This is a genomic window from Pseudomonas chlororaphis subsp. chlororaphis (genome assembly GCF_003945765.1).
Lineage (GTDB): Bacteria > Pseudomonadota > Gammaproteobacteria > Pseudomonadales > Pseudomonadaceae > Aquipseudomonas > Aquipseudomonas chlororaphis.
In genome coordinates this window covers 3,316,168-3,336,992 of sequence record NZ_CP027712.1, presented here as the reverse complement: position 1 = coordinate 3,336,992, position 20,825 = coordinate 3,316,168, and the positions used below count along the sequence as shown (strand labels likewise).

At 65.6% G+C, this 20,825-nt stretch carries 16 protein-coding genes; 10 read left to right on the top strand and 6 right to left on the bottom strand.

What is annotated here, in order from left to right; translation table 11 throughout:
- Window position 1: 1 nt before the first annotated feature.
- Complete coding sequence (locus C4K27_RS15315) at window positions 2-1,153, top strand: acyl-CoA dehydrogenase family protein (protein WP_053261102.1); 1,152 nt, start codon at window positions 2-4, stop codon at window positions 1,151-1,153.
- Between the two features lie 253 nt (window positions 1,154-1,406).
- Here C4K27_RS15315 and C4K27_RS15310 read toward each other — a convergent pair whose 3' ends face one another.
- The 6 genes from C4K27_RS15310 to C4K27_RS15285 all read right to left on the bottom strand — a co-directional run bounded on the left by C4K27_RS15310 (window position 1,407) and on the right by C4K27_RS15285 (window position 8,592).
- The gene (locus tag C4K27_RS15310) at window positions 1,407-2,180 is read right to left on the bottom strand and encodes an enoyl-CoA hydratase (protein ID WP_053261101.1); all 774 of its coding nucleotides are present in this window, start codon (window positions 2,178-2,180) and stop codon (window positions 1,407-1,409) included.
- A gap of 20 nt (window positions 2,181-2,200) precedes the next feature.
- Window positions 2,201-3,328 carry an acyl-CoA dehydrogenase gene (locus C4K27_RS15305; RefSeq protein WP_053261100.1) on the bottom strand — a complete coding sequence of 376 codons (1,128 nt, stop codon included), beginning with the start codon at window positions 3,326-3,328 and terminating at the stop codon, window positions 2,201-2,203.
- A 9-nt stretch (window positions 3,329-3,337) separates the two neighbouring features.
- Window positions 3,338-4,528, bottom strand: a complete 1,191-nt coding sequence (locus C4K27_RS15300; RefSeq protein WP_162235131.1) for an acetyl-CoA C-acyltransferase — start codon at window positions 4,526-4,528, stop codon at window positions 3,338-3,340.
- A 9-nt stretch (window positions 4,529-4,537) separates the two neighbouring features.
- The gene (locus C4K27_RS15295; RefSeq protein ID WP_007925739.1) at window positions 4,538-5,299 is read right to left on the bottom strand and encodes an SDR family NAD(P)-dependent oxidoreductase; all 762 of its coding nucleotides are present in this window, start codon (window positions 5,297-5,299) and stop codon (window positions 4,538-4,540) included.
- A gap of 18 nt (window positions 5,300-5,317) precedes the next feature.
- Window positions 5,318-6,982 carry an AMP-binding protein gene (locus C4K27_RS15290; protein WP_053261098.1) on the bottom strand — a complete coding sequence of 555 codons (1,665 nt, stop codon included), beginning with the start codon at window positions 6,980-6,982 and terminating at the stop codon, window positions 5,318-5,320.
- 593 nt (window positions 6,983-7,575) lie between these two features.
- The gene (locus tag C4K27_RS15285) at window positions 7,576-8,592 is read right to left on the bottom strand and encodes an AraC family transcriptional regulator (protein WP_053261096.1); all 1,017 of its coding nucleotides are present in this window, start codon (window positions 8,590-8,592) and stop codon (window positions 7,576-7,578) included.
- 240 nt (window positions 8,593-8,832) lie between these two features.
- Between C4K27_RS15285 and C4K27_RS15280 the strand changes: the two genes are divergently transcribed.
- From C4K27_RS15280 to C4K27_RS15240, 9 genes are all read left to right on the top strand, one after another.
- Entirely contained in the window at window positions 8,833-11,040 is a 2,208-nt protein-coding gene (locus C4K27_RS15280; protein ID WP_053261095.1) for a TonB-dependent receptor, read from the top strand.
- Window positions 11,041-11,379: 339 nt separating this feature from the next.
- Window positions 11,380-12,690: an ABC transporter substrate-binding protein gene (locus C4K27_RS15275; RefSeq protein WP_053261094.1), complete on the top strand. Its 1,311-nt coding sequence runs from the start codon at window positions 11,380-11,382 to the stop codon at window positions 12,688-12,690.
- 131 nt (window positions 12,691-12,821) lie between these two features.
- Window positions 12,822-13,748: a carbohydrate ABC transporter permease gene (locus C4K27_RS15270; RefSeq protein WP_053261584.1), complete on the top strand. Its 927-nt coding sequence runs from the start codon at window positions 12,822-12,824 to the stop codon at window positions 13,746-13,748.
- A gap of 10 nt (window positions 13,749-13,758) precedes the next feature.
- A complete protein-coding gene (locus tag C4K27_RS15265; protein WP_009043804.1) occupies window positions 13,759-14,589 on the top strand; it encodes a carbohydrate ABC transporter permease in 831 nt (276 codons plus the stop codon).
- Between the two features lie 142 nt (window positions 14,590-14,731).
- A complete protein-coding gene (locus tag C4K27_RS15260; protein WP_053261093.1) occupies window positions 14,732-15,835 on the top strand; it encodes an ABC transporter ATP-binding protein in 1,104 nt (367 codons plus the stop codon).
- A gap of 14 nt (window positions 15,836-15,849) precedes the next feature.
- On the top strand, window positions 15,850-17,331 hold the full coding sequence (locus C4K27_RS15255) for a mannitol dehydrogenase family protein (RefSeq protein WP_053261092.1): 1,482 nt from the start codon (window positions 15,850-15,852) through the stop codon (window positions 17,329-17,331).
- 148 nt (window positions 17,332-17,479) lie between these two features.
- A complete protein-coding gene (gene xylB / locus C4K27_RS15250) occupies window positions 17,480-18,988 on the top strand; it encodes a xylulokinase (RefSeq protein WP_053261091.1) in 1,509 nt (502 codons plus the stop codon).
- 2 nt (window positions 18,989-18,990) lie between these two features.
- Window positions 18,991-19,929: a carbohydrate kinase family protein gene (locus tag C4K27_RS15245; protein WP_053261090.1), complete on the top strand. Its 939-nt coding sequence runs from the start codon at window positions 18,991-18,993 to the stop codon at window positions 19,927-19,929.
- Window positions 19,930-19,991: 62 nt separating this feature from the next.
- A complete protein-coding gene (locus C4K27_RS15240) occupies window positions 19,992-20,609 on the top strand; it encodes a transglycosylase SLT domain-containing protein (RefSeq protein ID WP_009043799.1) in 618 nt (205 codons plus the stop codon).
- Window positions 20,610-20,825: the final 216 nt, after the last annotated feature.

The window sequence follows — 20,825 nt, the reverse complement described above, 5'->3', positions numbered from 1 at the left end:
CATGCACGACATTGAATTGAGCGAAGAGCAGGTGATGATCCGCGACATGGCCCGGGACTTCGCCCGCGGTGAAATCGCCCCCCATGCCCAGGCCTGGGAAAAGGCCGGCTGGATCGACGACGCCCTGGTGGCGAAGATGGGCGAACTGGGGCTGCTGGGCATGGTGGTGCCCGAGGAATGGGGCGGCACCTACGTCGACTACGTGGCCTACGCCCTGGCGGTGGAAGAAATCTCCGCCGGCGACGGCGCCACCGGCGCACTGATGAGTATCCACAACTCAGTGGGCTGCGGGCCGATCCTCAACTACGGCAGCGCGGAACAGAAACAGACCTGGCTGGCGGCCCTGGCCAGCGGCCAGGCAATCGGCTGCTTCTGCCTGACCGAACCCCAGGCCGGCTCCGAAGCCCACAACCTGCGCACCCGCGCCGAACTCAAGGACGGCCAGTGGGTGATCAACGGCGCCAAGCAGTTCGTCAGCAACGGCCGGCGCGCCAAGCTGGCCATCGTCTTCGCGGTGACCGATCCGGAGCTGGGCAAGAAAGGCCTGTCGGCGTTCCTGGTGCCCACCGACACCCCGGGATTCGTGGTTGACCGCAGCGAACACAAGATGGGCATCCGCGCCTCGGACACCTGCGCGGTGACCTTCAACCAGTGCACCGTCCCCGAGGCCAACCTGCTGGGCGAACGCGGCAAGGGCCTGGCCATCGCCTTGTCCAACCTCGAAGGCGGCCGCATCGGCATCGCCGCCCAGGCCCTGGGCATCGCCCGTGCCGCGTTCGAAGCGGCGCTGGCCTACGCCCGCGAGCGGGTGCAGTTCGACAAGCCGATCATCGAGCACCAGAGCATCGCCAACCTGCTGGCCGACATGCACACCCGCCTCAACGCGGCGCGCCTGCTGATCCTGCATGCCGCGCGCCTGCGCAGCGCCGGCCAGCCATGCCTGTCGGAAGCCTCCCAGGCCAAGCTGTTCGCCTCGGAAATGGCCGAGAAGGTCTGCTCCTCGGCGATCCAGATTCACGGTGGCTACGGCTACCTCGAGGACTACCCGGTGGAGCGCTACTACCGGGACGCGCGGATCACCCAGATCTACGAAGGCTCCAGCGAGATCCAGCGCATGCTGATTGCTCGGGAGTTGAAGCACTATCTGTTGTGACCGCAAAAGCATCGCGAGCACGCCGAGATGTAGCCGCTGGCGCAGCCTGCGATCGAGGCCGAAGGACTCGCTGTCAGCCCTGACGCGGCCCATCCATTGAACCGCGTCGCCCACCTTGCGACCGTACCGGTCGATCGCAGGCTGCGCCAGCGGCTACAGGCACACGCGCTACCCGCGATAGCTTCCGTACAAACACCACACAAAAAAATCGCAGCCAAGGCTGCGATTTTTTTATGACGAGCAACAGCCCGGACTATTTGTCCTTGAACTGCGCCTCACGCTTGGCGATGAACGCCGCCATGCCCTCCTTCTGATCCTCGGTGGCGAAGGCCGCGTGGAATACCCGGCGCTCGAAACGCACGCCTTCCGAGAGGCTGACTTCGAAGGCGCGGTTCACGCTTTCCTTGATCATCATGCTCACCGGCACCGATTTGCCGGCGATCAGCGCCGCGACTTTCAACGCCTCGTCCAACAGCTCGTCGGCCGGCACGATGCGCGCGACGATGCCGCAACGCTCGGCTTCCACCGCATCGATAAAACGCCCGGTCAGGCACATTTCCATGGCCTTGGCCTTGCCCACGGCGCGGGTCAGGCGCTGGGTGCCGCCCATGCCCGGCAGCACGCCGAGGTTGATTTCCGGCTGGCCGAACTTGGCGTTGTCGCCGGCCAGGATAAAGTCACACATCAACGCCAGTTCACAGCCGCCACCCAGGGCAAAACCGTTGACCGCGGCGATGATCGGCTTGCGCCGGTTGGCCACCCGGTCGCTGTCGCTGAACAGGTCGTCCATGTAGATCTGCGGGTAGGTCAGCTCGGCCATTTCCTTGATGTCGGCGCCGGCGGCGAAGGCCTTCTTCGAGCCGGTGAGGACGATGCAGCCGATCTGAGGATTGGCTTCCAGGCTGTCCAGGGCCTGGTTCAGCTCGCTGACGATCTGCGCGTTGAGGGCGTTCAGCGCCTGCGGGCGGTTGAGGGTGATCAGGCCGACGCGGTCCTTGATCTCCAACAGAATGGTTTCGTAACTCATGGATCAGCTCCTGCTAAAAGTCAGAGGTTGCGCGAAATGACCATGCGCTGAATGTCGCTGGTGCCTTCGTAGATCTGGCAGACCCGCACGTCGCGGTAGATGCGCTCCAGCGGAAAGTCGTTCAAGTAGCCATAGCCACCCAGGGTTTGCAAGGCGGCGGAACAGACCTTCTCGGCCATTTCCGAGGCGAACAGCTTGGCCATCGACGCCTCCACCAGCGCCGGCTTGCCGCTGTCGCGCAGGGCCGCGGCGTAGTGCACCATCTGCCGCGCCACGGCGATCTGGGTGGCCATGTCCGCCAGGCGGAAAGCCACCGCCTGATGCTCGATGATCGGCTTGCCGAAGCTCTGCCGCTCGCGGGCGTAGTCACGGGCGGCCTCGAAAGCCGCGCGGGCCATGCCCACCGATTGCGAGGCGATGCCCACGCGACCGCCTTCGAGGTTGGCCAGGGCGATCTTGTAGCCCTCGCCCTCCTCGCCCAAGCGGTTGGCCAGCGGCACCTTCACGTCCTCGAAGAGAATCTGGCAGGTGTCGGAGGCGTGCTGGCCGAGCTTGTCTTCCACCCGCGCGACGCTGTAGCCCGGCGAGTCGGTGGGCACGATAAAGGCGCTGATGCCGCGCTTGCCGGCCGCCGGGTCGGTCACCGCGAACACGATCACCACCCCGGCGTTCTGCCCGGAGGTAATGAACTGCTTGCAACCGTTGAGCACGTAATGCTCGCCCTCCCGCCGCGCGCGGGTTTTCAGGCTGCTGGCGTCGGAGCCGGCCTGGGGTTCGGTCAGGGCGAATGCGCCGAGCATGGCGCCGCTGGCCAGGGGCTTGAGGAAACGCTCCTTCTGCTCGTCGTTGCCGAACTTGAGGATCGGCACACACCCCACCGAGTTGTGCACGCTCATGATGGTCGAGCAGGCGCCGTCGCCGGCGGCGATCTCTTCCAGGGCCATGGCGTAGGCCAGGTAACCGGTGTCGCAACCGCCCCACTGCTCCGGCACCAGCATGCCGAAGAAGCCCAGCCCGGCCATCTCGACGATGGCCTCGCGGGGGAAGCGATGCTCGCGGTCCCATTCGGCGGCGAACGGTTTGAGGCGTTCCTGGGCGAACTGCCGGGCCGCGTCGCTGATCTGCTGTTGTTCGTCATTAGGCAGCATGGTGATTCCTTAATACAGGCATTCGACGGCCATGGCCGTGGCTTCGCCGCCGCCGATGCAGATGGCCGCGACGCCGCGCTTCAGGCCTTGCTGGCGCAGGGCCGAGAGCAGGGTCACGAGGATTCGCGCGCCGGACGCGCCGATCGGGTGGCCCAGGGCACAGGCGCCGCCGTGGACGTTGACCTTGTCGTGGGGGATTTCCAGCTTCTGCATGGTGACCAGGCTGACCACGGCAAAGGCTTCGTTGATTTCGAACAGCTCGACCTGATCCAGCGACCAGCCGGTCTTCTTCATCAGTTTCTTGATCGCCCCGACCGGGGCCACCGGGAACAGCCCCGGGGTGTCGGCGAACGCCGCATGACCGTGGATCACCGCCAGCGGCTTGAGGCCCCGTTGCTCGGCCTCGGAACGGCGCATCAGCACCAGGGCCGCGGCGCCGTCGGAGATCGAGCTGGAGTTGGCCGCGGTAACGGTACCGCCGTCGCGGAACGCCGGCTTCAGCGTGGCGATCTTGTCCAGCCTGGCCTTGGGCGGCTGTTCGTCGTCACTGATGGTCTGCTGCTCCTTGCCGACGGTGACCTGCAGCGGCACGATTTCCGCCTTGAAGCTGCCGTCCTTGATCGCCTGCTGGGCGCGGGTCAGCGAGGCCACGGCGAAGGCATCCTGGGCTTCGCGGCTGAAGCCGTTATCCTGGGCGCAGTCTTCGGCGAAGGTGCCCATCAGGCGGCCCTTGTCGTAGGCGTCTTCGAGGCCGTCGAGGAACATATGGTCGAGCACCCGTCCGTGGCCCATGCGGTAGCCGCTGCGAGCACGGTCCAGCAGGTAAGGCGCGTTGGACATGCTTTCCATGCCGCCGGCGATCACTACGTCGGCGCTGCCGGCCAGCAGCATGTCGTGGGCGGCGATGGTCGCGGCCATGCCGGAGCCGCACATCTTGTTCAGGGTGGTGCAGCGTGTGGCCTTGTCCAGCCCGGCGCCCAGCGCCGCCTGACGGGCCGGCGCCTGGCCGAGACCGGCCGGTAGCACACAGCCAAACAGCACTTCATCGACACTGTCGCTAGCCACCCCGGCGCGCTCCACCGCGGCCTTGATGGCGGCGGCGCCGAGCTGCGGCGCGGTCAGGCTTTTCAGTTCGCCCTGGAAGCCGCCCATGGGGGTGCGGACGGCGCTGACGATAACGATCGGATCCTGGTTCATGATCAATCCTCTTTACTTGGCTGCCATGCGCAAGGCGCCGTCGAGACGGATCACCTCGCCATTGAGCATGCTGTTGCTAATGATATGCCCGACCAGCGCGGCGTACTCGTCCGGCTTGCCCAGGCGTGGCGGGAACGGCACGCCGGCGGCCAGGGAAGCGCGTACTTCGTCGCTCATGCCGGCCATCATCGGGGTTTCGAAAATGCCCGGGGCGATGGTCATCACCCGGATGCCGAAGCGCGCCAGTTCGCGGGCGGCCGGCAGGGTCAGGCTGGCGATGGCGCCCTTGGACGCGGCATAGGCGGCCTGGCCGATCTGTCCGTCGAAGGCCGCCGCCGAGGCGGTGTTGATGATCACCCCGCGCTCGCCGTCGGCGTTCGGCTCGCCTTCGGCAATCGCCGCCGCGGCCAGGCGCATCAGGTTGAAGCTGCCGATCAGGTTGACGTTGATCACCTGGCTGAAGCTGGCCAGGGCATGGGGACCGTGCTTGCCGAGTATCTTCTCGCCGCGCACGATGCCGGCGCAGTTGACCAGCCCGTGCAAGCCGCCGAATGCCTTGAGCGTGGCCTGCACCGCCGCTTCGGCGGCCGCTTCGTCAGTGATATCGGCGACCGTGCTCTGGCAGCCGAGCTGGCGCGCCTGGGCCGCGACGGCCTCGGCGTTGAGATCCACCAGCATCACCTGGGCGCCGGCCTTGACCAGCATCTGCGCGGTGGCCGCACCGAGACCGGAAGCGCCGCCGCTGACGAGAAAAACCTTGTTTTCGATGTGCATCATGAGTTCCTGGGTAATTCAGGCCGAAGCCTTGTGCGCCGCGGCCTCTTGAGCCTTGGCGATTTCCTGGTTGCGCAGGATGAAGCGCTGCAACTTGCCGCTTGGGGTTTTCGGCAATTCGCTGACAAATTCGATTTCACGGGGGTACGAGTGCGCGGCCAGGCGCTTGCGCACATGCTGGCGCAGCTCTTCGGCCAGCTCCGGCGCGGCGCGGTACTGCGGGCTGAGCACGACGAAGGCCTTGACCAGCTCGGTGCGCTCCGGATCGGGCTTGCCGATCACCGCCGCCTCGACCACCGCCGGGTGCTCGATCAGCGCGCTCTCGACGTCGAACGGGCCGACCCGGTAACCGGAGGTGGTGATCACGTCGTCGCTGCGCCCGACGAAGCTGATGCTGCCGTCCGGGTTCAGCTCCACGGTGTCGCCGCTGAGGTAGTAGTTGCCGACGAAGGCCTTGGTCACCACGCCGTGGTAGCCGTTGAACCAGCACATCGGCGACTGGCTGCGGTCGATGGCGAGGATCCCCGGCTGGCCGACTGAGAGTTCCTGATGCTGCTCGTCGAGCACCACGATGCGGTGGCCCGGCGAGGCGAAACCGGCCGCGCCGACATGCACCGGGTGCTCCAGGCCGTGGTGGTTGCACAGGACCATGCCCAGTTCGGTCTGGCCGTAATGGTCGTGGATCACCACGCCAAGGTTGTCGGCGAACCAGCGGATCACCTCCGGGTTCAGCGGCTCGCCGGCGCTGCTGACGATGCGCAGCTTGCCCTTGATCGAGCGGGCGAACTCGTCGCCGCCGGCGATCAGCAGGCGATACGCGGTTGGTGAACCGGTGAGGTTGCTGATCCCGTATTTGTTGATCACCCGGCAAGTGCTTTCCAGGGTGAAGGGCCCATCGTAGAAGGTGATCGGGTGGCCCAGGCCCAGCGGGCCGGTGACGCCGAAGTAGATGCCATAGGCCCAGCCCGGGTCGGCGACGTTCCAGAACGCGTCTTCGGGGCGCAGGTCGACGGCGTCGCGGGTGTAGCTCTGGAACGCGACGATGGCCTTGAGCGGCACGTACAGGGCTTTGGACGGGCCGGTGGTGCCGGAGGTGAACATCAGCAGGAACGGGTCTTCGCCGGTCAGCAGCACGGGCTCGCACTGCGCCGGGTAATTGCCCAGCTCGGCCCAGAAACTGAAGTCGCCGCGGACGATGCCCTGGCCCTTGGCGCCCGCGACCGTGACGATGGTCGGGCAGTCCGCCACTTCAGCGAGCTTTGGCCGGTTGACCGCGTCGGTCACCACCACCTTGGCCCCGGAACTGCCCAGGCGGTGTTCGATGGCCTTGGGGCCGAAGGCGGTGAACAGCGGCTGGTAGACCGCGCCGATGCGCCAGGTGGCGAGTACCGCGATCAACAGTTCGACGTTGCGCGGCAGCAGGCCGGCGACCTTGTCGCCCTGGCCCACGCCCTGGGCCAGCAGGAAGTTAGCGAAACGCGCGGCCTGGTCCTGCAACTCGCTGAAGGTGTAGGTCGCGCTACTGCCGTCGCGGCCCTCCCAGAACAGCGCGATGCGCCCCGGCAAGGCGTGCCGGTCACAGCATTCGACGCAGGCATTGAGGGCCGACAAGGAGCCGTGCAGGGCTGCGTCGACGGTGTGCTGATAATTGAAGTGTGCCGTGGCAGACAGGTAATCGCGCATTGCCAGAATCCCTCGCTGTTCTTATTAGGATGGGAACCAATGGGAACTACAAAGACATCGGGCAAATACTGGCGCCACGGCCCGGGCGGGACAATGGTCAAAGCTTTCAAGTTGCGTGACTGGTTTGGCCAAGAACCCCATGGCGATCAAGCCCCTGTAGCCGCTGCCGAGCCTGCGAGGCTGCGTTCGACCGCGCAGCGGTCGCAAGCCGGGCGACGCGTTCTGCCTGACGCACCGCAAGCTCAGGTTTTGCGGCAACTGCGTTGCCGATCGCAGCCTCGCGCTGCTCGGCAGCGGCTACAGGAACCGGCGTGGCCGCTGCGGAGCCTGCGAGGTTGCGCAGCGGTCGCAAGCCGGGTAGCGCGTTCGGCCTGACGCACCGCAAGCTCAGGTTTTGCGGCAACTGCGTTGCGATCGCAGCCTCGCGCTGCTCGGCAGCGGCTACCCAGGTTCCCCGTAGCAGCTGCCGCAGGCTACGATCGAGGCCGCAGGACTCGCTATCAGCCTTGACGCGGTGCATCAGAGACACCGCGCTGCACGCCTTTGCGACCGTTCCGGTTGATCGCAGCCTGACAGCGGCCGCAGGGAGGCGCTCAGGTCGGGTCGTTGAGGATCAGGCTGCGATAGTGCCCGGGGTTGGAACCGGACCATTTGCGAAAGGCCTTGTAGAACGAGCTGGCGTCGGCGAAGCCCAGGCGGCTGGCGATTTCCGTGAAGCTGATCTGCGGCTCGGCCAGCCAGGCGATCGCCAGCTCCTTGCGCACCCCGTCCTTGAGGCCCTGGTAGGTCTGCCCTTCTTCCGCCAGGCGGCGGCGCAGGGTCGAGGCCGACATGCACAGGCTGTGGGCCAGGCTCTCGGTTTCCGGCCACTGGGCCGCGGGCAGCTGGCGCAGGTCGTGCTTGATGCGGCTGGCCAGGCTCTCTGGGTCGCGGTATTTGACCAGGATGTTGGCCGGCGCCTGGGCCAGGAAGCGCTTGAGCTCCTCGTCACTGCGCTTGATCGGCAGATCCAGGCAGTCGGCGGCAATGATCATCCGCGTGCGCGGCCGGTCGAAGCGCAGGTTCTGCGAGAACATCACCTGGTAGTCGTCGCAGAAATCCGGTTCCGGGCAGCGCAGCTCGATGGCCAGGATCGGGATGCGCCGCCCGGCCAGCCAGCAGGCCACGCCGTGGACGATCATCCAGTAGGTGAAATAGGTGAAGGCGCGGCGCGGTGCCTGCTCATCCTCCAGCAGGACGATCTCCGCCAGGCTCTGCTGGCGCACCAATTGGGCCGGCAGCCGTTCGAGCATCAGCGACAGGAACACCAGCCCGGATTCCAGGCCTGCGGCCAGGTTCTGCCGGGCCATGGCGGTGCGACAGAGAAACGCCAGGCTGCCGGATTTGAGCTTGCGCGGGTCCATGCCGAAGAACTCGTCGTCCGTGCGCCGGGCCAGCAGGCGCCACAGCCGGGCATAGGCCAGCGCGGGCACGCGGGCGGCGCTGACGTCCAGCTGGGCCGGGTCGATACCGGCCTTGAGCAGCACTTCATCGCTGGCGGCACCCGGGGCGCAGCTTTGCAGCAGCGCTTCGCGCACCAGTTGCATGGAGATGGTGTCTTTTTCCGACATCGCGCTGAACGGCTTCCTGCATAAAGAGATGGCCGGTCATCTTAGGCAGTGACCGGTAAAAAGCCAGAGCGCTTTTATCTAAAGTGCAGCATACGTCCGATACCCAGTAGTGACTTTTACTGGGTTCCACCGAGAAACGTCCTAAATTTCGCGGGATAGCCGCAAGTAGCCCCCTCGCAGCCGCTCTTAGCAATAATTCTCAAATAGGATTCACTCTCACAAAAAAAGAGAGCGTTTCTTATGCAAACGAAAGCCCCATCTGCCTTGCCACAACATCGCCTCCTGGCCTCTACCCTGGGCCTTGCCCTGGCCTCCTGCGCCGGCGCGGCCGAAGCCGGCGAACGGCAGAAATCCCTGCAACTGGACAACATCAAGGTCGAGGCCGAGCAACCCGGTTCCCGCACCGAACGCTCGGCCTCCGCCAAGTACGTGGTGCCGCTGCTGGACACCCCGCAGACCATCACCGTGGTGCCACCCAAGCTGATCCTGGAACAACAGGCGCTGAGCTTGCGCCAGGTGCTGTCGAACGTGTCCGGCATCACCTTCAATGCCGGCGAAGGCGGTGGCGGCTCGGGGGACAGCATCAACATCCGCGGCTTCTCGGCCAACAGCAACATGCAGATCGACGGCCTGCGCGACAGCGCGCAGACCAACCGTTCCGACACCTTCAACGTCGAGCAGGTGGAGGTCATCAAGGGCCCCAACTCGGTGTTCGGCGGCGCCGGCACCACCGGCGGCAGCATCAACGTGGTCAGCAAACAGCCCAAGAACCAGACCTTCACCCGCCTCGGCGGCAGCCTCGGCAGCGACAACTACTACCGCCTGACGCTGGACAGCAACCAGCCGCTGGAAGGTGTCGGCCAGGACAGCGCGGTGCGGATCAACCTGATGGGCCATCAGAACGATGTGCCCGGCCGCGAGAAAATCGACCGCGAGCGCTGGGGCATCGCGCCCTCGTTGCGCCTGGGCTTCAGCGACGCCACCCGGCTGACCCTCAGCGCTTTCCACCAGAGCGACGACAACCTGCCGGACTATGGCGTGCCGGCGCTCGACGGCAAGAAGCTGGCCGGGGTCAAGCGCGATGCCTATTTCGGCTGGAAGAACCTCGACAAGGAAGAGATCGAACAGAACGCCTTCACCGCCGACTTCGAGCATGACTTCAACGACCACCTGCGCCTGCAGAACCTCACGCGCTACAGTCGCACCGCGCGCGACACCATCGTCTCGGCGTCCCATGTCAACACCAGCGGCGTGCCGGCGGGTCGCTACCGCCCGGCCGGGCCCCAGGCCTACGGACGCGACGCCACCACCGAGATGTGGATCAACCAGACCAACCTGATCGGCGACTTCGAGTTCGCCGGCATGCGCCACGACCTGGTGGCGGGCCTGGAACTGTCCCGGGAAACCCTCGACCTGAAGACCTACAACCACGGCCTGAGCACAGCCCTGTATCCGCGCAACGGTTACGCCCTGGGCAGCCCGCCCGGGCGCTGGAGCGGCCCGGTCAACAAGGCCACCAGCGGCTACACCGAGACCACCCTCAAGGGCCAGGCGTACTACCTGTTCGACACCATCGCCCTGAGCGAGCGCTGGGACCTCAACCTCGGCCTGCGCTACGACAAGATCAAGGGCGATGTCGACAAATACTCGGCCAGCCATGTGAAGAGCGACAGCCTGGCCTCGGACACGAACAAGGCCAGCGCGCGCACCGGGCTGGTGTTCAAGCCGACCGAGAACGGGCGCATCTATGCCGCCTGGGGCAACTCCTTCAACCCTTCCGCCGAGAACCTGGCCTCCACCGGCGGCGGCTTGAGCAAGGGCAACCAGGACCTGGCGCCGGAGAAGAACGAAACCTGGGAACTGGGCACCAAGTGGGAGCTGCTGGACAAGCGCCTGGAACTGGACGCCGCGCTGTTTCGCGTAGAGAAGAGCAACGCCCGGGAAACCATGGCCGACGGTTCGACCCAACTGGCCGGCAAGCAGCGGGTGCAAGGTGTGGAAGTCGGCGTCACCGGGCATGTCAGCGAGCAGTGGGATGTGTTCGCCAACTACACCTTCCTCGACAGCGAAATCCTCAACGCGGCGAATACCGCCTCGGGCATCGCGCGCAAGGGCCAGGCCCTGGGCAACACGCCGCCGCGCTCGCTCAACCTGTGGACCACCTATGAACTACCGGCCGGCTGGACCCTGGGTTACGGCACTCGTTATGTCAGCGAGCGCAACGTCAGCTCCAGCACCCGCGCCAAGCTGGATGCCTACTGGGTGCACAACGCCATGCTCGGCTACAAGGTCAACCACAACCTCGACCTGCAGTTGAACGTCAACAACCTGTTCGACAAGGACTACGTGGAACGGGTACGCCAGCAGAGCGGCTCGACGACACGCTCCTCGGCCATCGAATACGGCGACGCGCGCGCGGCGATCATGTCGGCCACCTATAGCTTCTGACCCCTCCCCTCAGTGCGAAGCCCCGGTCGACCGGGGCTTCGCCGCTGTCATCGGCACCTTCTCGCCGTTCTCCGGTCCAGGCCGCCACGGTAAAAAAACCAATACGCAATCTCCCCTGCTTTACCCGGCTCGAACGGGCGAATCCTTGGCCCATGGCGGCTTGCGCCGGGCGGAGGATTTCATCGCAGTGCAAAAAAGTATCGATTCAAGTGTCAGGGATGATTTGTCAGGCGCGGTCGTTGAGGGCTGTAATCAGCCCACATTCTTCCCAGCATCCGGAAGACACAACAACAATAACCGTCCTTCTGCCGCCCACCGGGCCCGGAAGAGGAGTGCACGATGAAACCCTGCATCAAAGCCCTGCTCGTCACCACCTGCATGACCCTCAGCGGCGTCAGCCTCGGCGCCCAGACCGTGACCATCGCCACCGTCAACAACAGCGACATGATCCGCATGCAGAAACTCTCGAAAGCCTTCGAGAGCGAGCATCCGGACATCAAGCTGAACTGGGTGGTGCTCGAAGAAAACGTGTTGCGCCAGCGCCTGACCACCGACATCGCCACCCAGGGCGGGCAGTTCGACGTGCTGACCATCGGCATGTACGAAGCCGCACTCTGGGGCGCCAAGGGCTGGCTGCAACCGATGCAGGACCTGCCCGCCGCCTATGACCTGCAGGACATCTTCCCCTCGGTACGCGAAGGCCTGTCGGCCAAGGGCACGCTGTACGCCCTGCCGTTCTACGCCGAAAGCTCGATGACCTACTACCGCACCGACCTGTTCAAGGACGCCGGCCTGGTCATGCCCGAACACCCGACCTGGGAGCAGATCGGCGAGTTCGCCGGCAAGCTCAACAAACCCGAGCAGGAACAGTACGGCATCTGCCTGCGCGGCAAGGCCGGCTGGGGCGAAAACATGGCCCTGATCACCACCCTGGCCAACGGTTTCGGCGCGCGCTGGTTCAATGAGCAGTGGCAGCCGGAGTTCAACGGGACGGAATGGAAAAACGCCCTGGCCTTCTACGTCGACACCATGAAAAAGGCCGGCCCGCCCGGCGCCTCCAGCAACGGTTTCAACGAGAACCTGGCGCTGTTCAACAGCGGCAAGTGCGCGATCTGGGTCGATGCCAGCGTCGCCGGCTCCTTCGTCACCGACAAGTCGCAGAGCAAGGTCAGCGAACACGTCGGCTTTACCTACGCGCCGCAGCAGGTGACTGACAAGGGCAGCGCCTGGATGTACTCCTGGGCGCTGGCGATCCCCACCAGTTCCAAGGCCAAGGACGCCGCGCAGACCTTCGCCACCTGGGCCACGTCCAAGGAATACGGGGCCCTGGTCGCCGAGAAAGACGGCATCGCCAACGTACCGCCAGGCACTCGCGCCTCCACCTACAGCGAGGCCTATATGCAGGCCGCGCCGTTTGCCAGGGTGACCCTGGAGTCGCTGAAAGTCGCCGACCCGACCAGGCCGACCCTCAAGCCGGTGCCCTACATCGGTATCCAGCTGGTGACCATCCCCGAGTTCCAGGCCATCGGCACTCAGGTCGGCAAATTGTTCTCCGCCGCGCTGATCGGCCAGACCACGGTCGACCAGGCCCTGGCCGCCGCGCAGCAGACCACCGAACGTGAAATGAAACGCGCCGGCTACCCCAAGTAATCCCCGTCCTCTGTAGGAGCGAGGCTTGCCCGCGATAGCCGCACCGCGGTCTGTCCGATAAGCGCGTCATCGTTCGTCGCAGGCAAGCCTCGCTCCTGCACAGAAAACACACCTGAACGGTTGTGATCGCCATGAATACCTCGACTGCCAACGCTCATCTGCAAATCCCCCAAGCCGCGCGCAAGCGCCGCCTGCTCAACCCCGGCTGGTTCCTGGTCAGCCCCTCGGTGGCGCTGTTGCTGCTGTGGATGATCGTGCCCCTGGGCATGACCCTGTACTTCTCGCTGATCCGCTACAACCTGCTGTACCCCGGCGAGAACCAGTTCGTCGGCCTGGAGAACTTCAGCTACTTCCTCACCGACTCGGGCTTCCTGCCCGGGGCCGCCAACACCCTGTTGCTGGTCGGCAGCGTGCTGCTGATCAGCGTGGTGTTCGGGGTGCTGATCAGCGCCCTGCTGGAAGCCAGCGAGTTCCTCGGCCGCGGCATTGTCCGGGTGCTGCTGATCTCGCCGTTCTTCATCATGCCCACGGTGGGCGCGCTGATCTGGAAGAACCTGATCTTTCACCCGGTGTCGGGGATTCTCGCCGCGGTGTGGAAGCTGTTCGGCGCCCAGCCGGTGGACTGGCTGGCCCACTACCCGCTGCTGTCGATCATCATCATTGTCTCGTGGCAGTGGCTGCCGTTCGCGATCCTGATCCTGATGACCGCCATGCAGTCGCTGGACCAGGAACAGAAGGAAGCCGCGCGCCTGGATGGCGCCGGGGCCATCGCGATCTTCTGGCACCTGACCCTGCCGCACCTGGCGCGGCCGATCTCGGTGGTGGTGATGATCGAGACCATCTTCCTGCTCTCGGTGTTCGCCGAAATCTTCACCACCACCAACGGTGGCCCGGGCTACGCCTCGACCAACCTCGCCTACCTGATCTACAACCAGGCGCTGGTGCAGTTCGACGTGGGCATGGCCTCGGCCGGCGGCCTGATCGCCGTGGTCATCGCCAATATCGCCGCGATCATCCTGGTACGGATGCTCGGCAAAAACCTGACTGACAAGCCCTGAGGTGCGCGCCATGACCCTGCAACAATCCCGCCGCCTGCAAAGCCTGCTGCTCGGCACCCTGGCCTGGGCCATCGCGATCCTGATCTTCTTCCCGATCTTCTGGATGCTGCTGACCAGCTTCAAGAGCGAAATCGACGCCTTTGCCACCCCGCCGCAGTTCATCTTCACGCCGACGCTGGAGAACTACCTGCACATCAACGAGCGCAGCAACTACTTCGCCTTCGCCTGGAACTCGGTGGTGATCTCCTTCAGCGCCACCGCCCTGTGCCTGCTGATCGCGGTGCCGGCGGCCTACTCCATGGCCTTCTACGAAACCCGCAACACCAAGCGCACCCTGCTGTGGATGCTGTCGACCAAGATGCTGCCGCCGGTGGGCGTGCTGATGCCGATCTACCTGCTGGCCAAGAGCTTTGGCCTGCTGGACACGCGCATCGCGCTGATCGCGATCTACACCCTGATCAACCTGCCGATCGTGGTCTGGATGATTTACACCTACTTCAAGGACATCCCCCGGGACATCCTCGAGGCCGCGCGGCTGGACGGCGCGACCCTGGGCCAGGAAATGCTCCGGGTGCTGCTGCCGATCGCCAAGGGCGGGCTGGCCTCCACCGTGCTGCTGTCGCTGATCCTGTGCTGGAACGAGGCGTTCTGGTCGTTGAACCTGACCTCGTCCAACGCCGCGCCGCTGACCGCGCTGATCGCCTCCTACTCCAGCCCCGAAGGGCTGTTCTGGGCCAAGCTCTCGGCGGTCTCGACCCTGGCCTGCGCGCCGATCCTGATCTTCGGCTGGATCAGCCAGAAACAACTGGTGCGCGGCCTGTCCTTCGGCGCCGTGAAATAAACATCGAACCCCGTAGCCGCTGCCGAAGGCTGCGATCGAGCCGCAGGCTCGCCAGCGATCGCACAGACGCCGAGGCCCCTTCGGTGCCTGTCGCAGCCTGCGGCAGCGGCTACATCGACATTCAGAAACATGGAGGCCCGTCATGGCCAACCTGAAAATCAACAATCTGCAAAAAGGCTTCGAAGGTTTTTCCATCATCAAGGGCATCGACCTGGAGGTGCGCGACAAGGAATTCGTGGTCTTCGTCGGCCCCTCGGGCTGCGGCAAGTCCACCCTGCTGCGGCTGATCGCCGGCCTGGAGGAAGTCAGCGGCGGCACCATCGAGCTCGATGGCCGCGACATCACCGAAGTCAGCCCGGCCAAGCGCGACCTGGCCATGGTGTTCCAGACCTACGCCCTGTACCCGCACATGAGCGTGCGCAAGAACATGTCCTTCGCCCTGGACCTGGCCGGCGTGCCGAAAGCCGAGGTGCAACAGAAGGTCGACGAAGCGGCGCGCATCCTCGAACTGGGGCCGATGCTCGAGCGCAAGCCCAAGCAGCTGTCCGGCGGCCAGCGCCAGCGCGTAGCGATTGGCCGGGCCATCGTGCGCAACCCGAAGATCTTCCTGTTCGACGAGCCGCTGTCCAACCTCGACGCGGCGCTGCGGGTGCAGATGCGCCTGGAGCTGGCGCGCCTGCATAAAGAGCTGCAGGCGACCATGATCTACGTGACCCACGACCAGGTCGAAGCCATGACCCTGGCCGACAAGGTGGTGGTGCTCAACGGCGGGCGCGTGGAACAGGTGGGTTCGCCGCTGGAGCTGTACCACAGCCCGGCCAACCTGTTTGTCGCCGGCTTCCTCGGCACGCCGAAGATGGGCTTTCTCAAGGGCCGGCTGAGCCGGGTCGATGGCCAGGGCTGCGAGGTGCAGCTGGAGGCCGGCACCCGCATCCAGCTGCCGCAGAGCGGCGCCCACTTGAGCGTCGGCAGCCCGGTGACCCTGGGCATTCGTCCCGAGCACCTGGAGCTGGCCCGGCCGGGCGACTGCACCCTGCAGGTCACCGCCGACGTCAGCGAACGCCTGGGCAGCGACACCTTCTGCCACGTCGTCACCGCTTCCGGCGAAGCCCTGACGATGCGCATCCGCGGCGACCTGGCCAGCGCCTATGGCCAGCAGCTGAGCCTGAACCTGGATGCCGAGCACTGCCACCTCTTCGATGCCGACGGCATGGCCGTGGCCAGGCCGTTGCGCGCCGCTGCCTGAACGAGAACCGAACGATGAAACTGAACCGACACAACCTCCACCACCTGGCCCCTGAAGTCCGCCTGCCCGCCTACGACCTGGCCGAGACCCGGCAAGGCATGGTGCATATCGGCGTGGGTGGTTTCCACCGGGCCCACCAGGCCTATTACACCGATGCCCTGATGAACACCGGCGAAGGCCTGGACTGGAGCATCTGCGGGCTCGGCCTGCGCGCCGAGGACCGCCGCGCGCGCGACGACCTGGCCGGCCAGGACTACCTGTTCACCCTGTTTGAGCTGGGCGACAGCGATGCCGCCGAAGTGCGGGTGATCGGCGCCATTAGCGAGATGCTGCTGGCCGAAGACGGCGCACAGGCGCTGATCGACAAACTGGCCGACCCGCAGATCCGCATCGTCTCGCTGACCATCACCGAGGGTGGCTACTGCATCGACGACAGCAGCGGCGAGTTCATGGCCCACCTGCCGCAGATCCAGCACGACCTGGCCCACCCGCAGCAGCCGCAGACCGTGTTCGGTTTTCTCTGCGCGGCCCTGGCCCAGCGCCGGGCGGCCGGGGTCCCGGCCTTTACCCTGATGTCCTGCGATAACCTGCCGCACAACGGCGCGGTGACCCGCAAGGCGCTGCTGGCCTTCGCCGGGCAGCGCGACGCCGACCTGCGCGACTGGATCGCCACCCACGTCAGCTTCCCCAATGCCATGGTCGACCGCATCACGCCGATGACCAGCACCGCTCACCGCCTGCAACTGCACGACCAGCACGGCATCGACGACGCCTGGCCGGTGGTCTGCGAGCCCTTTGCGCAATGGGTGCTGGAAGACAAGTTCGTCAGCGGCCGGCCGGCCTGGGAAAAGGTCGGCGTGCAATTCACCGATGACGTCACACCCTATGAGGAGATGAAGATCAAGCTGCTCAATGGCAGCCACCTGGCCCTGACCTACCTGGGGTTCCTCAAGGGTTATCGCTTTGTCCACGAGACCATGGCCGACCCGCTGTTCGTGACGTACATGCGCGCCTACATGGACCTGGACGTGACTCCGCAACTGGCGCCGGTGCCGGGCATCGACCTGAGTGCCTACAAAGACACCCTGGTGGCGCGTTTCTCCAACCGGGCGATTGCCGACCAATTGGAGCGGGTCTGCTCCGACGGCTCGTCGAAGCTGCCCAAGTTCAGCGTGCCGACCCTCAACCGCCTGATCGCCGACGGCCGCGATACCGAGCGCGCCGCCCTGGTGGTCGCCGCCTGGGCCCGGTACCTCAAGGGCGTGGACGAAAACGGCGACACCTACCGCATTCCCGACCCGCGCGCCGCGTTCTGCCAGGCGCTGGTGGCGGACGACGCACTGATCAGCCAGCGATTGCTGGCGGTCGAGGAGATCTTCGGCAGCGCCATCCCCAACTCGCCCGCCTTTGTCGAAGCCTTCGAACGCTGCTACAGCAGCCTGCGCGACAACGGCGTGACCCTCACCCTGGAGCGGGTGTTGGCCCGGGACCGCTGATGCTTGCCTGTCGCGGGTGCGTTGATCCAGGCAGATCGCGGACTGACGTTTTGCGATTACTACGTCGGAATGCCGCCCAAACCGGTCGCAGCCTCGCAGGCTCGGCAGCGGCTACAGTGGGTTTGATTAATTTTGTGCAGGTTCATCCATGACGACGCAACAGCTTTTCCTCGGCATCGACTGCGGCACCCAGGGCACCAAGGCCATCGTCCTCGACGCCGCCAGCGGTGAAGTACTGGGCCTGGGCGCGGCGCCCCACAGCCTGATCAGCGGCGCCAACGGCCGCCGTGAACAGGACGTCGAGCAATGGCGCGAGGCGTTCACCCTGGCCACCCGCCGTGCGTTATTGGCGGCGGGGGTCAGCGGCCTGGACATCCTCGGCATCGGCGTCTCCGGCCAGCAGCACGGCCTGGTCCTGCTCGACCAGCAGGGCCAGGTGCTGCGCCCGGCCAAGCTCTGGTGCGACACCGAATCCACCCCACAGAACCAGCGCCTGCTGGATTACCTGAGCGGCGAACAGGGCTCCCTGGAGCGCCTCGGTGTGGCGATTGCCCCCGGCTACACCGTGTCGAAACTGCTGTGGACCCGGGAACAGCATCCGCAGATTTTCCAGCGCATCGCCCATGTGCTGCTGCCCCACGACTACCTGAATTACTGGCTGACCGGCCGCTGCTGCAGCGAATACGGCGATGCCTCGGGCACCGGCTATTTCAACGTGCGCAGCCGCCAGTGGGACCTGGAACTGCTCCGGCACATCGACCCCGACGGCCGCCTGGAAGCCGCCTTGCCGGAACTGCTCGAAGCCGACCAGCCGGTGGGCACGCTGCTGCCGGAGCTCGCCCGGCACCTGGGCCTCAACCCGCGGGCGCTGGTGTCCAGCGGTGGCGGCGACAACATGCTCGGGGCCATCGGCACCGGCAATATCCAGCCCGGGGCGATCACCATGAGCCTGGGTTCCTCCGGCACCCTGTACGCCTATGCCGAGCAACCCCGGGTCAGCGCAGACGCCGCGGTGGCGACCTTCTGTTCCTCCAGCGGCGGCTGGCTGCCGCTGATCTGCACCATGAACCTGACCAATGCCACCGGCGCGGTGCGCGAACTGTTCGAGCTGGATATCGATGCCTTCAACCAGCTGGTGGCGCAGGCGCCGATCGGTGCCGAGGGCGTGTGCATGCTGCCGTTCCTCAACGGCGAGCGGGTCCCCGCCCTGCCCCATGCCAGCGGCAGCCTGCTGGGGCTGACCGCCGACAACCTGACCCGGGCCAACCTGTGCCGCGCGGTGGTCGAGGGCACCACCTTCGGCCTGCGCTACGGCCTCGACCTGCTGCGCCACAACGGCCTGCAAAGCCAGGGCATCCGCCTGATCGGCGGTGGTTCGAAAAGCCCGCTGTGGCGGCAGATGGTCGCCGATATCATGCACACCCCGGTGGTCTGCACCGAGCAGAGCGAAGCGGCGGCCCTGGGCGCGGCGATCCAGGCGGCCTGGTGCTATTCCCGCAGCAGCGACCGGCCGCAGAGCCTGGCGCAATTGTGCCAGCGCTGCGTGAGGCTCGATGCAAGCAGCGAGACCTGGCCGATAGCGGCCAATGTCGCGGCCTATCAGCAGGCCTATGAACGTTACCAACAGCATGTGACAACCCTTTTGAAGAGCGAATGACTATGTATCTGGTCTGTGGTGAAGCACTGTTCGATTTTTTCAGCGAAAACGATGCCAGCGGTCGGGCATCGCGGGTCAACTTCCAGGCCATCGCCGGCGGTTCACCCTTCAATGTCGCGGTCGGTCTGCGCCGCCTGGGCGTGGACGCGGCGCTGTTCGCCGGGCTCTCCACCGATTACCTCGGCCGACGCCTGTTGCAGGTGCTGCGCGACGAAGGCGTGGGCGAGGACTACCTGCTGCATGTCGAGGCGCCGACCACCCTGGCGATGGTCGCGGTCGGCGCCAACGGCTCGCCGCAATACAGCTTCCGTGGCGAAGGCTGCGCCGACCGCCAGTTGCAGCTCAGTGACCTGCCGCCGCTCGACAGCCAGGTGCGCGGCCTGCACGTCGGTTCGTTTTCCCTGGTGGTGCAGCCGATCGGCGACACCCTGCTGGCGCTGGTGCGTCGCGAGCGCGGCCAGCGCCTGATCAGCCTCGACCCCAACGTGCGCCTCAACCCGGCTCCGGACATCCAGCTGTGGCGCCAGCGCATCGACACCCTGGTCCGGCTGGCCGACCTGATCAAGGTCAGCGACGAAGACTTGCACCTGCTCTACCCCGACCAGGACCCACAGCACGTGATCGAAGGCTGGCTGCAGCATCACTGCCAGCTGGTGTTCCTGACCCGCGGCGCAGAGGGCGCGACGGTGTTCAGCCGGGTGCATGGCCGCTGGTCGGCGCCGGCCATGCCGATTAAGATGGCCGACACCGTGGGCGCCGGCGACACCTTCCAGGCCGCCTTGATTGCCTGGCTGACCGAACGGCAGCTGGATTCGTTGGAGGGTGTGGCGGGCTTGAGCCGGGACCAGATCGACCAGATGCTCAGGTTCGCCATCCGCGCCGCGGCGCTGACCTGTGGCAAGACCGGACCGGACCTGCCCTATCGCCACCAATTGAACTGATCGCAGGGGCGCCGCATTCGTATCACATTGGCGCCCCCATCGACCCGAATAGAGCCTTGCCTTTGACCCGCTTTGCCTGTGCCGCCGTAGTCTTCCCTCTCATCCTGACCGGTTGCGCGACCTCGCCGCCGGCCAACCCCAACGACATCTGCGAGATCTTTCGCGAGAAAAGCGACTGGTACAAAGCCGCCAAGGCCACCGAAGAGAAATGGGGGGTGCCGATCCAGGTGCCGCTGTCGATCATCTACCAGGAATCGAGCTTCAAGCAGGACGCCTTGCCGCCACGCAAATACCTGCTGTGGGTGATTCCCTGGGGCCGGGTGAGCACGGCGGCCGGCTACCCGCAGGCCAAGGACGAAGTCTGGGGCGACTACCAGCGCAAGGGCGACAACTACTGGGCCAGCCGCACCAACTTCGCCGACGCCACCGACTTTATCGGCTGGTACATGGACCAGACCACACGAGTCAACGGCGTGACCAAGCAGGATGCCTACCGCCAGTACCTGAACTATCACGAAGGCTGGGGTGGCTACCGCCGGCAGACCTATACGGCCAAGCCCTGGCTGCAGACCGTGGCGATGAAAGTGCAAAGCCGCTCCAGCCTGTACGGCCAGCAATACGCCAGCTGCCGGGAAGAGCTGGACCGCGGCTTCTGGAGCCGCTTCTGGCACTGGCTGTAACCGCCTGACACGGGTCTCCCCGCGTCCGCATTCTCTGTAGCCGCTGCCGAGCTCCGCGAGGCTGCGACCGGCTGCAAGGCAGCCGCAAAAGCCAGCAACGCGATCTATCTGAAGTGGCCGTGTGCAGATCGCGACTACTGCGTAGTCGATCGCAGCCTCGCAGGCTCGGCAGCGGCTACACAGACACCACGATCCCTGTAGCCGCTGGCGCAGCCT